At 72.7% G+C, this 13,477-nt stretch carries 13 protein-coding genes and 1 pseudogene; 1 reads left to right on the top strand and 13 read right to left on the bottom strand.

Annotated features, from left to right (window positions below):
- Window positions 1–20: 20 nt before the first annotated feature.
- From ACSYGO_RS27855 to tsaB, 10 genes and pseudogenes are all read right to left on the bottom strand, one after another.
- A pseudogene (locus ACSYGO_RS27855) lies at window positions 21–827 on the bottom strand (LacI family DNA-binding transcriptional regulator); the annotation flags it as partial.
- Window positions 828–936: 109 nt separating this feature from the next.
- Window positions 937–3,165, bottom strand: coding sequence for a beta-xylosidase/alpha-l-arabinosidase (locus ACSYGO_RS27850; protein ID WP_432174870.1), 2,229 nt, complete (start codon window positions 3,163–3,165; stop codon window positions 937–939).
- Window positions 3,166–3,251: 86 nt separating this feature from the next.
- Window positions 3,252–4,112, bottom strand: coding sequence for a carbohydrate ABC transporter permease (locus ACSYGO_RS27845; RefSeq protein ID WP_426677454.1), 861 nt, complete (start codon window positions 4,110–4,112; stop codon window positions 3,252–3,254).
- On the bottom strand, window positions 4,109–5,116 hold the full coding sequence (locus ACSYGO_RS27840; RefSeq protein WP_432188608.1) for a carbohydrate ABC transporter permease: 1,008 nt from the start codon (window positions 5,114–5,116) through the stop codon (window positions 4,109–4,111). The genes ACSYGO_RS27845 and ACSYGO_RS27840 overlap by 4 nt, the downstream gene beginning before the upstream one ends.
- A gap of 9 nt (window positions 5,117–5,125) precedes the next feature.
- Window positions 5,126–6,421 carry an extracellular solute-binding protein gene (locus ACSYGO_RS27835; protein ID WP_432188609.1) on the bottom strand — a complete coding sequence of 432 codons (1,296 nt, stop codon included), beginning with the start codon at window positions 6,419–6,421 and terminating at the stop codon, window positions 5,126–5,128.
- A gap of 252 nt (window positions 6,422–6,673) precedes the next feature.
- Window positions 6,674–7,696 (bottom strand): LacI family DNA-binding transcriptional regulator, encoded by a 1,023-nt coding sequence (locus ACSYGO_RS27830; RefSeq protein ID WP_460388051.1) that lies wholly within the window; start codon window positions 7,694–7,696, stop codon window positions 6,674–6,676.
- A gap of 165 nt (window positions 7,697–7,861) precedes the next feature.
- A complete protein-coding gene (locus ACSYGO_RS27825) occupies window positions 7,862–8,113 on the bottom strand; it encodes a hypothetical protein (protein WP_426677457.1) in 252 nt (83 codons plus the stop codon).
- A complete protein-coding gene (gene tsaD, locus ACSYGO_RS27820) occupies window positions 8,110–9,213 on the bottom strand; it encodes a tRNA (adenosine(37)-N6)-threonylcarbamoyltransferase complex transferase subunit TsaD (protein WP_432174874.1) in 1,104 nt (367 codons plus the stop codon). The genes ACSYGO_RS27825 and tsaD overlap by 4 nt, the downstream gene beginning before the upstream one ends.
- Window positions 9,206–9,712: a ribosomal protein S18-alanine N-acetyltransferase gene (rimI, locus tag ACSYGO_RS27815; RefSeq protein WP_345656450.1), complete on the bottom strand. Its 507-nt coding sequence runs from the start codon at window positions 9,710–9,712 to the stop codon at window positions 9,206–9,208. The genes tsaD and rimI overlap by 8 nt, the downstream gene beginning before the upstream one ends.
- Window positions 9,713–9,780: 68 nt before the next feature.
- Window positions 9,781–10,428, bottom strand: a complete 648-nt coding sequence (gene tsaB / locus ACSYGO_RS27810; RefSeq protein WP_426677459.1) for a tRNA (adenosine(37)-N6)-threonylcarbamoyltransferase complex dimerization subunit type 1 TsaB — start codon at window positions 10,426–10,428, stop codon at window positions 9,781–9,783.
- Window positions 10,429–10,538: 110 nt separating this feature from the next.
- On the opposite strand from tsaB, the gene ACSYGO_RS27805 reads away from it, so the two are divergent.
- A complete protein-coding gene (locus ACSYGO_RS27805) occupies window positions 10,539–11,093 on the top strand; it encodes a hypothetical protein (protein ID WP_426677460.1) in 555 nt (184 codons plus the stop codon).
- A gap of 251 nt (window positions 11,094–11,344) precedes the next feature.
- Here the strand turns inward: ACSYGO_RS27805 and ACSYGO_RS27800 are convergent, their stop codons facing one another.
- The 3 genes from ACSYGO_RS27800 to ACSYGO_RS27790 form a co-directional block, all read right to left on the bottom strand.
- On the bottom strand, window positions 11,345–11,515 hold the full coding sequence (locus tag ACSYGO_RS27800) for a hypothetical protein (RefSeq protein ID WP_179332536.1): 171 nt from the start codon (window positions 11,513–11,515) through the stop codon (window positions 11,345–11,347).
- 175 nt (window positions 11,516–11,690) lie between these two features.
- Window positions 11,691–12,224: a tRNA (adenosine(37)-N6)-threonylcarbamoyltransferase complex ATPase subunit type 1 TsaE gene (gene tsaE / locus ACSYGO_RS27795; RefSeq protein WP_460388048.1), complete on the bottom strand. Its 534-nt coding sequence runs from the start codon at window positions 12,222–12,224 to the stop codon at window positions 11,691–11,693.
- Window positions 12,190–13,422, bottom strand: a complete 1,233-nt coding sequence (locus ACSYGO_RS27790; RefSeq protein WP_432174875.1) for an alpha/beta fold hydrolase — start codon at window positions 13,420–13,422, stop codon at window positions 12,190–12,192. The genes tsaE and ACSYGO_RS27790 overlap by 35 nt, the downstream gene beginning before the upstream one ends.
- Window positions 13,423–13,477 lie beyond the last annotated feature (55 nt).

Genomic DNA, 13,477 nt, shown 5'->3' with positions numbered 1-13,477 from the left:
CAAGATCATTTGAAGACACGTCCTAGCGCCTGGAGGTCGTTGCCCGCGAAGACGGCGGTGGGCCGGTCCGGGAGGCGCAGCAGTTCGAGGCCCGCCCGGTAGCCGCTGTCGTGGTGGAAGGTGCCCGGCCGGATCAGGGCCGGGTCGCACGGCAGGCCCGCCGTCTCCAGCGCGGCCCGGTACCCGTCGACGCGGGCGCGGCTGCACATCATGCGGGTGGGCCCGCTGATCGCGCCGATCCGGGTGTGGCCCAGCTCGACGAGATGACGGGTGGCGGCCAGGCCGCCGTGCCAGTTGGTGGCCCCGACGGACGGCACGTCGTCGCCCGGGTCGCCGGCCGGGTCCATCACCACGAACGGGATGGACCTGCTGGTCAGCAGCGCCTGCCCGGACTCGTCGAGACCGGAGAGCACGAGGACCACGCCGTGCGGGCGGCGGGCGGCGACCTGGTCCGCCCAGGTGCGTCCGGGGGTCAGCCGGCCCGCGCTCTCGGAGAGGACGACGCTCAGCCCCTCGTCCCGGGCGACGTTCTCGACGCCCCGGATCACCTCCATCGCCCAGGCGCTCTCCAGCTCGTGGAAGACCAGGTCGATGAGGGGCGAGCGGGTCGCCTCGGCCCGGCGCCGCCGGTAGCCGTAGGAACGCAGCAGCGCCTCCACGCGCGTACGCGTCCCGGGGGCCACGTCCGCGCGGCCGTTGAGCACCTTCGAAACGGTCGGCGCGGACACACCGGCCTCGCGGGCGATCTCGGCGAGCGTCGCGGACCGCGCGGGCGGACGTGCCGACATGCGTGTTCCCGGGGTTCGCGGCGGCTTCGCGGGATTCATGGGCGGGATCGTAGCCCCGCCCACCCGCGCGCCGACCCTCCTTTGCGCGCCATGCGCCGGCGGAACGATCGGCGCTTGGCGCGAAAGTGTCGGAGCTCGTCCCGCCGCCTCACTTCACGCGCACCTCGCACCGCATCCGCCGCCCGGGCCCCACCACCCGCTCGGCTCCGGTCAAGGTCACCGGCACCGTCCAGCGCACCGCCTCGTCCGCGCCGGAGACCGCCAACCGCAGCTCCAGCGCCCCGGGTTCGACGATCCGGTCGCCGTCGGGTCCGGTGTACGCGGCCAGGTCCGCGGGCACGGTGAAGTGCACCTCCGCCGACGTGCCCGCCTCCAGCGGCACCCGCGCGTAGCCGATCAGCCGGACCACGGGCCGCGCCACCTTGCCGACCGGGTCGTGGAGATAGAGCTGGACGACCTCCGTGCCGGCCCGCTCCCCCGTGTTGCGGACGGTCAGCCGCAGCGTCGTCACGCCGTCCGTCGGGAACGAAGGGTCGTCGACCGTCGGCGGCTGCCAGTCCCAGGTCGTGTAGGACAGGCCGTGCCCGAACGGGAACAGCGGGGTGGGGTCGAGACTGCTCGCCTCGCCCCGGCGGCCCAGCGGCGGCGCCAGATACGTGCCCGGCTGCCCGCCGGGGTCGCGGGGCACGCTCACCGGGAGCCGCCCCGAGGGGTTGACGCGTCCGGACAGCACACCGGCGACGGCGGAGCCGCCCGCCTGGCCCGCGAAGAAGGCCTGCACCACCGCCGCGCACCGGTCCGCCCAGCGGCCGAGCGCGTACGGGCGCCCGGAGAGCACGACCAGCACGACCGGGGTCCCCGACGCCAGCGCCTTCTCCACCACCTCGCCCTGTCCGTCGGGCAGTTCCAGGTCGGCCGCGTCGCAGCCCTCGCCCGACGTGCCGCGTCCGAACAGCCCGGAGCGGTCGCCGACGGCGACGACACACACGTCGGCCGCGACCGGGTCCTCGGTGAACTCGGTGTCCGGCAGTTCCGCGCGCAGCGCTTCGAGCAGCGTGGGCACCTCGACGCCCATCGGCACGTCGGGGTGGTCGAGCAGGACGTGGCGGGGGAAGGTGTAGCAGCCGAGGAGGGCCGCCGCGTCGTCGGCGAGCGGGCCCAGCACGGCGATCCTCCCGGTGCCCGGTGCGAGCGGCAGCACCCCGCCGTTGGCCAGCAGGGTGACCGACTCCTCGGCCAGCTGCCGTGCCAGCGCCCGCATGTGGGGCGGGTCGAGGTCCACGGCGGCGGTGTCCGTGACGGGCGACGACCAGTCGGGGTCCAGCAGGCCGAGCTCGCACTTCTGGGTCAGGACCCGCAGCGCGGCCCGGTCCACGAGCTCCCCGTCGAGCGGCCCGGCGCCGTAGCAGCGCACCGCGGGCAGTTCCACGTCCACGCCCGCGGCGAGGGCCAGCGCCGCGGCCCCGGCCGGCGAGTCGGTGATCGCGTGCGTCGACTCCAGGAAGGAGACGCCGAAGTAGTCGGCGACCACGGTGCCGGTGAACTGCCATTCCTCGCGGAGCAGTTCGGTGAGCAGCCGGTGGTGGGCGTGCGCGGGCAGTCCGTCGAGGTCGTTGTACGCGGCCATCACCGAACGGGCGCCGCCCTCCCGCACCGCCATCTCGAACGGGGGCAGGATGACGTCGGCGAGCTCGCGCGGGCCGATCGACGCGGGCGCGTGGTTGCGGCCGGCGCGCGAGGCCGAGTACCCGGCGAAGTGCTTGAGGGTGGCGACGACGCCCGCCGACTCCAGACCCTGGACGTAGGCGGTGCCGATGGTCGCGACGAGGTACGGGTCCTCGCCGATCGACTCCTCGGTGCGGCCCCAGCGGGGGTCGCGCACGACGTCGAGCACGGGGGCCAGGCCCTGGTGGACGCCGACCGAGCGCATGGAGGCGCCGATCGCCGAGGCCATCTCCCGCACCAGGGCGGGGTCGAAGGCGGCACCCCAGGCGAGCGGGGTGGGGAAGACGGTGGCCCGCCAGGCGGTGAAGCCGGTGAGGCACTCCTCGTGGGCGAGCGCGGGCAGCCGGAAGCGGTTGGCCGACCGGATGCGTTCCTGGAGGGAGGCCAGCCGGGCGGCGCCCTCCGCGGGGTCGACGGGGGCGGTGCCGAAGGGGCGGGTGAGCTGGCCCAGCCCGTCGGGGAGGAGTTCCGCCAGGTCGATGTCCTCGGACAGGGCGTGCTGGAGCGGCGCCATGTCCCCTCCGGGCGTCTCGTCGGAGCCGGGCCAGACGCTGTAGAGCTGGGCGATCCGCTCGCGCGGGGTCATCCGGGCGAGCAGGTCGGCGGCACGGACGTCGGCGGGCAGAGCGGGATCCTGCCAGGGGTGGGTCATGTAACTCCTCACGTCGGTGAAGTGGTTCGGCGACGGAACGGGTCCGCCGGGGCCCGCCCGGACGGGCGTGCCCCGCGGGACGGGCCCTATCCCTTGGTCGCGCCGAGCGTGATGCCGCCGATCAACTGGCGTTCGGCGACCGCGTAGAAGGCGAGGGCGGGTGCCATGGCGAGCACCAGGTACGCGAAGATGCGGGCCACGTCCGAGGCGTACTGGCCCTGGAACTGCTGGATGCCGACGGGGATCGTCCACCAGGTGGGCTCGCTGAAGACGAGCAGCGGGAGCAGGAACTGGTTCCAGCTGCTGACGATGGCGAGGACGGAGACCGTGCCGAGCGCGGGCCGGGCCAGCGGCAGCAGGATGCGCCAGAAGAAGCCGAAGCGGGAGCAGCCGTCGAGGGTCGCGGCCTCCTCCAGTTCGCCGGGGATCTCCCGGAAGAACCCGCGCAGGATGATGATCGTCACCGGCAGTCCGAAGGCCGCCTCGGGCAGGATCACGCCCCAGGGGTTGTCGAGGAGCCCGAAGGTGCGCAGCAGGATGAACAGCGGCAGGATCGCCACCGCGAACGGGAACATCAGGCCCATGGTGAACAGCGTGAACACCAGCTCCCGCCCGCGGAAGGCGAACCGGGCCAGCGCGAACGCGGCGAGCGCGGCGGTCGCCACGGTGAGCAGGGTGGCGCCCACGGCGATCACCGTGCTGCTTCCGACGGACCGCCAGAACGCGCCCGAGCCGAGCAGGGACGTGTAGTTCGACGTCACCCAGGGCGACGGCAGTCCGAACGGGTTGCTGGAGAGCTGTTCGGTCGACTTGAAACCGGAGACGAGCGTGTACAGGAGCGGGGTGACCATGAAGACGCCGACCACCCAGAGGACCGCGTACACGGGGAGGGTGCGCAGCCTGCGCCGGCGTACGACGCTCTTCGGGACGCCCGTCGCGCCGCTCATCGGTTGGCTCGCATGGTGGTGAGGGCTCCTTCGGTGTCACGGCGCAGCACGAAGCGCTGGTAGGCGAGGGCGAAGACCAGGCTGATGAGGAACATCACGACGCTGATGGCGCTCGCGTAGCCCATCTGATAGCGCTTGAAGCCGTACTGGACCATGCTGATCGCCATCGTCTCGGAGGCGTGGTCGGGGCCGCCCGTGGTGATCACCCAGACCAGGTCGAAGAGCTGGATGGAGAAGATGACGGACAGGAACGCGCTGATCCGCAGGGTCGGCGCGAGCAGCGGCAGCGTGATGTGGCGGAAGCGCTGCCAGGTGCCGGCGCCGTCGATGCGGGCCGCCTCGTACAGCTCGGCCGGAATGCCCTGGAGGCCGGCCAGGTAGAGCATCATGTGGAAGCCGAAGTACTTCCACGTCATGACGAGGAAGAGCGTGGGCAGGACCGTGTTCCGTCCCGCGAACCACTCCCCGCCGAGCCCGTCGAGCCCCACCGCGCCGAGCAGCCGGTCGGCGAGTCCGTCCCCCGGCGCGAAGATCATGCCGAACAGCACGCCCGTGATGACCTCGGACAGGATGTACGGGGCGAAGAACAGCATCCGGTAGACGGCCCGGCCCCGCAGCTCCTGGTTGAGCAGCACGGCCATGGCGAGCGCGAACGGCAGTTGGAGGGCGATGGAGAAGCCGATCAGCAGCCCGCCGCGCCACAGGTCCCCGAGGAACACCGGGTCCTCGAACAGCCGGGTGTAGTTGCCGAACCCGGTGACGTCCGTGGGTGAACCGAATCCGCCCCAGTCGAAGAAGCTGACGTAGAACGCGTACCCCATCGGCACCAGCACCAGGAGGCCGAACAGGGCGAGCGCGGGGACCGTGAAGACGACCGCCGAGAGCCAGTCGCCCAGACGGCGCAGCACGGGCCTGCGCGGCCCGGCGGCCGGGGGCACGGTCCCCGGCTCCGGCACCTTGCCGAGTTCGGGCGCGTACGGGGTCGATGTCGTCGAATGCGTCATCGGTGGCCGCTAGCTCTTCTCGCTCTTGGCCACCTGGGTGACCGAACGGGTCACTTGCTGCGGGGACTTGGAGCCCGCGATGAGTGCGGCGACGCTGTCGTTGATCTCCTGGCCGACGGCGGGGGCGTACGCCTGGTCGAGGTAGAGCTGGAAGCCGGTGGCCGAGTTCAGCGCGTCGGACACGGCGGTGAGGTTGGCGTCGGTCAGCGCGGAGCGCACGTCCTTGGACACCGGGATCAGTCCGGTGTCCTTGACCAGCTTGGCGGCGAACTCCTTCTCGGCGAAGAACTTCAGGAACTCCACCGCCGCGTCCGGCGCGCCCTTGCGCACCGCGTGGCCGCCGCCTCCGCCGAACACCTCGGTGAGCGCGCCCTGTCCGCCCTCGACGGCGGGGAACGAGAAGAAGCCGAGGTCCTTGCCGATGCCCTTGCCGGCGTCGCTCTCGACGACGGGCGCCCACTGGCCCATCAGTTCCATGGCCGCCTTGCCGTTGCCCATCGCGGCCGCCTCGCCGTTGGGCGTGGAGTAGGCCGCGCCGAGGAAGCCCTTCTGGAACGGTTCGAGGGCGACGAGGTCCTTGAGGTGTTCGCCCGCCTTGACGAAGCCCTCGCCGGTGAAGTCGGCGTCGGTGGCGGCCTTCTGCATCGCGTCGAGTCCGGCGACCCGCATCGCGAGGTACGCCCAGTAGTACATGCCGGGCCACTTCTCCTTGCCGGCCAGGGCGATGGGCGTGATCCCCGCGCTCTTCAGGGCCTTGACGGCGTCGAGGTAGGCGGACCAGGTGGTGGGCGGGCTCGCGATCTCGGCCTTGGCGAAGAGCGCCTTGTTGTACCAGAACCCGACCATGCCGATGTCGAACGGGACGGCGTACGTCTTGTCGTCGAAGCGGTAGGCCGCCAGGGCGGCGGGCACGTACTGCTTCGTCCAGGGCGCCACCTTGTCCGTCAGGTCCTCGACCAGGCCGGCGTCGATCTGCTGCTGGAGGACGCCGCCGCCCCAGGTGTGGAAGATGTCCGGCAGCTTTCCCGAGGTGGTCAGCGCGGTCATCTTCGACTTGTACGCCTCGTTCTCCAGCGTGACGACCTTGATCTTCACGTCGGGGTGCGCCGCCTCGAACTCCTTGGCGCGCTGGGCCCACAGCTTCTTCGCGGGCTGGGTGGTGGTGATGTTCCACCACTCGATGGTGGTCTTGCCCGAGCTGTTCCCGCTGTCGGAGGAGCCGCACGCGCTCAGGGCGGCCGCACCCAGTCCGGTCGCCGCTGAGGCCGCCATGAACCCGCGGCGGGAGAGAGAGGTGTTGCCCAACGCTCGCATCGCACACCTTCCGGAAGAGAGCCGAAAATTATCGGTCGAGTGCGCACGGAAGTTACGGGCGCGCGACAGGTATGTCAACGCTCCTGACAAATATGGGAGTCGGCGGGCCCCGGACCCCTCGCCGACCTCGGGGAACGGCACGCCGGCGCCGGGAGGGCACGCGGCGGCGGGGACCCGGGCGGGCGCGCGCGAGCCTCTCGGACGGCGGTGGGCGAACGTCTCGGACGGCGGCGGGCGAACGACTCAGACGGCCGGCGCCGCCGTGCTCGCCCGCACGACCAGCTCGGTCGCGAGCTCCACCCGGGGCGACGCCGGCTCCTCGCCGAGCGCGAGCCGCAGCACCGTGCGCGTGGCCAGCTTGCCCATGTCGGCCAGCGGCTGGCGCACGGTCGTCAGCGGCGGCGCCGACCAGCGGACCTCGGGCAGGTCGTCGAACCCGACGACGCTCATGTCCTCGGGCACCCGCAGGCCGCGGCGGCGCAGCGCCTCGATCGCGCCGAGCGCCATCTGGTCGCTGGCGGCGAACAGCGCGGTCGGCGGTTCGGCCAGGTCGAGCAGGGTGTTGCAGCCGTCGAAACCGGCCTGGTGGTAGAAGTCGCCCGGCACGATCAGGGCGTCGTCGACCTCGACGCCCGCACCCTCCAGCGCGGCCCGGTAGCCGTCGAGGCGGGCCCGCGAGCAGAGCAGCCGCGGGGGCCCGGCGACGAAGCCGATCCTGCGGTGGCCGAGGCCGAGCAGATGCTCCGTGGCGGCCATGCCGCCGGCCCAGTTGGTGGCGCCGACGGTGGGCGCGTCCAGGGACGGCGACCCCGCGGGGTCGATGACGACGAGCGGCACACCGAGGCGCCGCAGCTCCTCGTGCAGCCGCGGTTCGAGGACGGAGGTCACCAGGATCACGCCGTCCGAGGCGCGGGCGCGCAGATTGGTCATCCACTGCCGGGCGGAGCCCGAGGCGCCGTGGATCGCGGAGACCACCGTGCCCACGCCCGCGGCGTGCGCGACGTCCTCGACCCCTCGGATGATCTCCACCGCCCAGGGGCTGTCGAGGTCGTTGAAGACGAGGTCGATGAGGGCGGCACGGTTCCCCGGCGCGGACGGCTTGCGCCGGTAGCCGTGGTGCCGCAGCAGGTCCTCGATCCGGGCCCGGGTCTCCGGGGAGACGTCCGAGCGGCCGTTGACGACACGCGACACGGTGGGCACCGAGACCCCGGCCTGCCGGGCGATCTCGGTGATCGTCACCTTGTTCCTGATGCTCTCCCGGGCCACTGCGCCCACCTCCGTCGACGTGTCAGGTCGCCCCCTACGGTTCCATACGCGCAGGCGAAACTTTGCAGGAGTCTTCCGGAAAACAGTGGTCCACGGGAAGCCCGGACCGGCCGACCCCGAGGCACCCGTCCCGGACAGCGTCCGGGACTCCCCCGCGGAACCCGCTCAGGACACCGCCTCGAACCTCCACCGGTGCACCGCCCGGGTCACCAACTCCCCGTCGGGTTCGGGCAGTTCCGGCAGCTCCGCGTCGTACGCGGCGTCCCACCAGGTGATGACGAGCACCCGGTCCTGGGGAGCCCGCAGGGTCTCCCGGCGCAGCGGCGCGCCGGACAGTTCCTGCGCCCGCACCCAGGCGAGCAGGTCCTCCCCGCGCCCCGGCACGGCCCGTGCCTCCCACATCAGGGCGACGGTCACGAGTACAGGTTCTCCTTGCTGACCTCGTGCACGTGGTCGTGGGAGTGCGAGTGGGACTGGCCGGGCACGTGCGGGTCCGTCACCGGGAGGGACGAGTCGGCGGACAGGTCCCAGTCGGAGGCGGCCCGGTTGCGCGCCACCATCTCCGCGCCGAGGGCGGCCACCATGGCGCCGTTGTCCGTGCACAGCTTGGGCCGCGGCACCCGCAGCCGGATCCCGGCCGCCTCGCAGCGCTCCGCGGCGAGCGCACGCAGCCGGGAGTTGGCGGCCACACCGCCACCGATCATGAGGTGGTCCACGCCCTCGTCCTTGCAGGCCCGTACGGCCTTGCGGGTCAGCACGTCCACGACCGCCTCCTGGAAGGACGCCGCCACGTCACGCACCGGCACCTCCTCCCCCGCCGCCCGCCGCGCCTCGATCCAGCGGGCCACCGCGGTCTTCAGACCGGAGAACGAGAAGTCGTACGCGGGATCGCGCGGCCCGGTGAGCCCGCGCGGGAACGTGATCGCCTGCGGGTCGCCCTCCTTGGCGTACCGGTCGATGACCGGGCCGCCCGGGAAGCCGAGGTTCAGCACGCGCGCGATCTTGTCGAAGGCCTCGCCCGCGGCGTCGTCGATGGTCGCGCCCATCGGCCGCACGTCGGCCGTGATGTCCGAGGACAGCAGCAGCGAGGAGTGACCGCCCGAGACGAGGAGTGCCATGGTCGGCTCCGGCAGCGCCCCGTGCTCCAGCTGGTCCACGCAGATGTGCGAGGCGAGGTGGTTGACGCCGTACAGCGGCTTGCCGAGCGCGTACGCGTACGCCTTCGCGGCGGAGACGCCGACGAGCAGCGCGCCGGCGAGGCCGGGGCCCGCGGTCACCGCGATGCCGTCGAGGTCACGGGCGCTGACGCCCGCCTCCTTCAGCGCGCGGTCGATGGTCGGCACCATCGCCTCCAGGTGGGCCCGGGAGGCGACCTCGGGCACGACTCCGCCGAACCGGGCGTGCTCGTCGACGCTGGACGCGATCGCGTCCGCGAGCAGGGTCGTGCCGCGGACGATGCCGACGCCGGTCTCGTCGCAGGAGGTCTCGATACCGAGGACGAGTGGTTCGTCAGCCATTGCTCTCTGTTCCTTGTCCGCCGTTTGCTGAGGGGGAGCCTGCTCCCGGGCCGCTGTCCGCAGCCGTGTTGAGGCGCATGACCAGGGCGTCGACGTTCCCCGGCTGGTAGTAGCCGCGCCGGACGCCGATGGCTTCGAAGCCGAAGCGTTCGTAGAGCTTCTGCGCGCGGACGTTGTCCACCCGGCATTCGAGCATCACCTGGGCGCACTCGAACGCGGTCGCGGCACGCAGCAGCTCGGTGAGCAGCCGGGCGCCGAGCCCGGTGCCCCACTGGTCGCGGGCGACGGCGATGGTCTGCACGTCGCCCAGGTCGCCCGCGGCGGCGAGCCCGGCGTACCCGACGAGCCGCTCCCCGTCGAGGGCCACGACGTACCGGCGCGTCGCCTCGGGCCCGCGCGCGTGGGCCAGCTCGGACCAGAACATGCCCCGGGACCAGGCGTCCTCGGGGAACAGGTCCTTCTCCAGTTCCAGTACGGGATCGATGTCCCACCAGCGCATCTCGCGCACGTCCGCCCCGCCGGGCGGCGGCGTGGTCGGAGGGCGGCTTCCAGGAGACGGGTGGTCGGTCACTTGGGGGTGACCACCTTGTAGTTCTTGGGCACCTGGGCGTCCGGCCGGCGCAGGTAGAGCGGCCGGGGCGCCTCCAGTTCGACGCCCGCGGCGAGCCGTTCCGCGGCCAGCGAGGCCATCGCGGCCGCCGAGACGTGCTCGGGCGCGTGCGCGTCCGGGAAGGTGTCGGGGTAGAGCAGCGCGCCCGCTCCGACGGCGGGCAGTCCGCCGACGTCCAGGTCGCCGGGGCGGTCCACGGCGGGGTCGGTGACGCGCGTGCGCCGGTCGGCGTAGCGCGCCCAGTAGACCTCCTTGCGGCGGGCGTCCGTCGCCGCCACGAAGGGGCCGTCGAGATCGGCCGCGTACGCGAGCGCGTCGAGGGTGCACACGCCGTGCACCGGCACGCCGAGGGCGAGTCCGAAGGTGTCGGCGGTCATGAGGCCGACGCGCAGGCCGGTGTACGGGCCGGGGCCCACGCCGACGACGATGCCGGTGACGGCGTCGAGCCGGTGGCCCGCCTCGGCGAGCACGCGGTCCACGGCCGGGAGGAGCAGCTCCCCGTGGCGGCGTGCGTCGACCTGGCTCGACGAGGCGATGACGGACGTGCCGTCGTGCAGCGCGACGGTCACGGCGGGGGTGGCGGTATCCAGAGCGAGCAAGAGCACGCAAACAGCCTACGGCGCCCGAGCCGGACGTACGGCCGCCCCGGTCTCCCGCTCCCCTGCTGCTACCGTCACAGCAAGGACGTACGAAGTACGAGAGGTGGGCACACAAGGTGGCTAGGAGCAGCTCGGGATTCGTGGCCGGGCTCACCGTGGCGGCGGTCGCCGCAGTCGGCTTCCTCGCCTACCAGGCGTCCGCGAGCGTGCCGGACACCCTGGGCAAGCCGCAGGCCGACGCCTCCCCCAAGGCCGCCACCTCGAAGGCTCCCCGCGACAAGAAGAACCCGGCGGCCCTGCCCGCGCAGTCCGGCCGGGGCGAGCGGGTCGTGTACTCGACCGACGACGACCGGGTGTGGCTGGTCGGCGCGAACAACAAGGTCCGGCGCACCTTCAAGGTGACGCCCGGGACGCTGGACCCGGCCGCGGGCACCTACGCCGTCACCTCACGGGCGCGGGCGGTCTCCGGATCGGACGGCGCGCAGATCGAGCACGTGGTGCGGTTCCACCTGGTCGACGGCATCGCCATCGGCTTCAGCGCGGCGGTGAACGGCTCGACGGAAGCCCCGGACCCCACCAAGAAGCTCGGCGGCATCCGCGAGACCCGTGCGGACGGTGACGCGATGTGGTCGTTCGCGACGATCGGCGTGAAGGTCGTCGTCATCCGCTGACCCGGGAGGCGGACCGCACGACCGGTTCGCGGACCACCTGCCAGTTACCGCCTGCCGGTCACCGCCTGCCGGTCACCGCCTGCCGTCCACGGGCCCGGTCGCGCGCCGTCCGACCGTCCACCGGCCCGGTCGCTCCCTGCCCGCGGTCCAGCGGCCCGCCCGAGGGCCGTCACGGTCGCACCGCGCCGCCCGTCGTGGGGCGTCGGCCGGCTCCGGCGAAGGGCCCTGCAGAACAACCCGTTCGTGGGACGTCAAGCGGCCTTGCGGGGCTGTCCGGTCACCGGGACCTCGGGGAGCGGCTCCGGCTCCCTCGGCGGGCGGGACACCGCCTCGGCCGCGGCGCACGACGCCAGCAGGTCCCGCATCGACACCCCGGCCACCCCGCGCGGCTGAGCCGGCACGTCACGTTCTGAAGCCGACATGGACGCCTCCTGGGGCTTCGGCGGCAAGCGTGGTTAGGTAGCCCTAACTACGGTCTTGCTCCATGTCACCATGCCCGGGACACCGAACGCAATATCTTGCCGACGTCTTGTCGGAACGTTCACCGGGACCGATGCCGTCGCGGGGCGGATCGAGCAGAGCCGCAGGGCGCGGCCGTCAGGACGCGAGCACGCTCAGGTCCACCGGCGCCCAGCGGTCGCCCAGGCCCGTCACCGTGACGTGCCGGACCTCGTCGGTGGTATCGCCGACGGCGCGGTGGATGACGACGTGCAGACGCTCGTCCGTCAGCTCCTCGACCTTGCCCTCGCCCCACTCCACGACGATCACCGAGTCGGACAGCGAGACGTCGAGGTCGAGGTCCTCCATCTCGTCGAGCCCGCCGCCGAGGCGGTACGCGTCCACGTGCAGGAGCGGGGGTCCGCCGCCCAGCGACGGGTGGACGCGCGCGATGACGAACGTCGGGGAGGTGACCGCGCCCCGGACGCCGAGCCCCTCACCGAGACCGCGGGTCAGCGTGGTCTTGCCCGCGCCGAGCTCGCCGTTGAGCATCACGAGGTCACCCGGGCGCAGCAGCTTGGCGAGCCGGCGGCCCAGCTCCTGCATCTGTTCGGGGGAGCTGACGGTGATCTGCACGCTGACTCCGTGCTGCGCGGGCTCAGCCGGGTTGTGCGGTGCTGCTGGTGCTTCCATAGCCACCCACGGTAGCCCCTGCCGGGACGGCACCCGCGCGCATCAGCAGGTCGGCAAGGCGGTCTATGACGACCTCGGGGTGCTCCAGCATCACCAGGTGCCCCGCGTCGGGCACGAGGACCAGCTCGGCGTCCGGCAGCAGATCGGCGATGGCCTCGCTGTGCTCGCTCGGCGTCACCAGGTCCTTGACCCCGGCGAGGACGAGGACGGGCAGGTCGGTGAAGCGGGCGAGCGCCTCGGTCTTGTCGTGGTCGGTGAACGCCGGGTAGAACTCGGCGACCACGTCGATCGGGGTGCTCTCGATCATCCGCTCCGCGAAGCGCTCCACGGCGGGATCGACGTCCCGGCCCGCGAACGAGTACCGCTTGATCACCCCGGCGAACAGGTCGGCCGTCGCCCGCCGTCCCCGCTCCACCAGCGCGGCCTGCTGCCCGAGCGCGCGCAGTACTCCCGGCAGCACCCGCCGTACGGCGTTGACGCCGGCGAGCGGCAGACCGAAGTTGACCTCTCCGAGCCGTCCCGACGACGTGCCCACCAGGGCGACGGCGACGACCCGGTCGCGGACCAGCTCGGGGTACTGGTCGGCGAGGGCCATGACGGTCATGCCGCCCATGGAGTGCCCGACGAGCACGATCGGGCCCTCGGGGACGGCCGCGTCGATGACGGCCTTCAGGTCGCGGCCGAGCTGGTCGATGGTGACCGGGGTGCGCTCCTCCAGCTGGGCGGCACCCCGCCCGGACCGTCCGTGGCTGCGCTGGTCCCAGTGCACGGTCCGTACGACACCTCGCAGGGCGGCGCGCTGGAAGTGCCAGGAGTCCTGGTTGAGGCAGTAGCCGTGGCTGAAGACGACGGTGACGGGCGCCGGGGCCTTGCGGCCGAAGAGCCGGCGACGGCGCGGGGCGAGCGGGGCCTCCGGCTCGGCGTCGTCGACCTCGTAGTAGAGCTCGGTGCCGTCGTCGGCGTACGCCTTGCCGGGGGTGCCGCGCAGCGCGCCGTACGGACCCGCCGAGTCGAGCGCGAGGCGGGCCTTCCTGCGCATGCTGCGGCCGACAGTGAGCCGCTCTATGGCGACTCCGGCGGCGGCGCCCGCGGCCACGACACCTATCGCGGCACCGGCGACACCGGCCTTGCGCCAGTTCCCGGCGGAGGCGGCGGCCGAGGCCGCACTCGCGACGGCCCCCGCGCTGCTCTCGCTCACGTCCAGCTCCTCTTCGCTCTGGGCTCTCGGCCTTGCGCCACGTGCTGTTCGCTCC

The sequence above is a fragment of the Streptomyces krungchingensis genome, from assembly GCF_054729265.1.
This window is presented reverse-complemented; position numbering and strand designations above follow the sequence as displayed.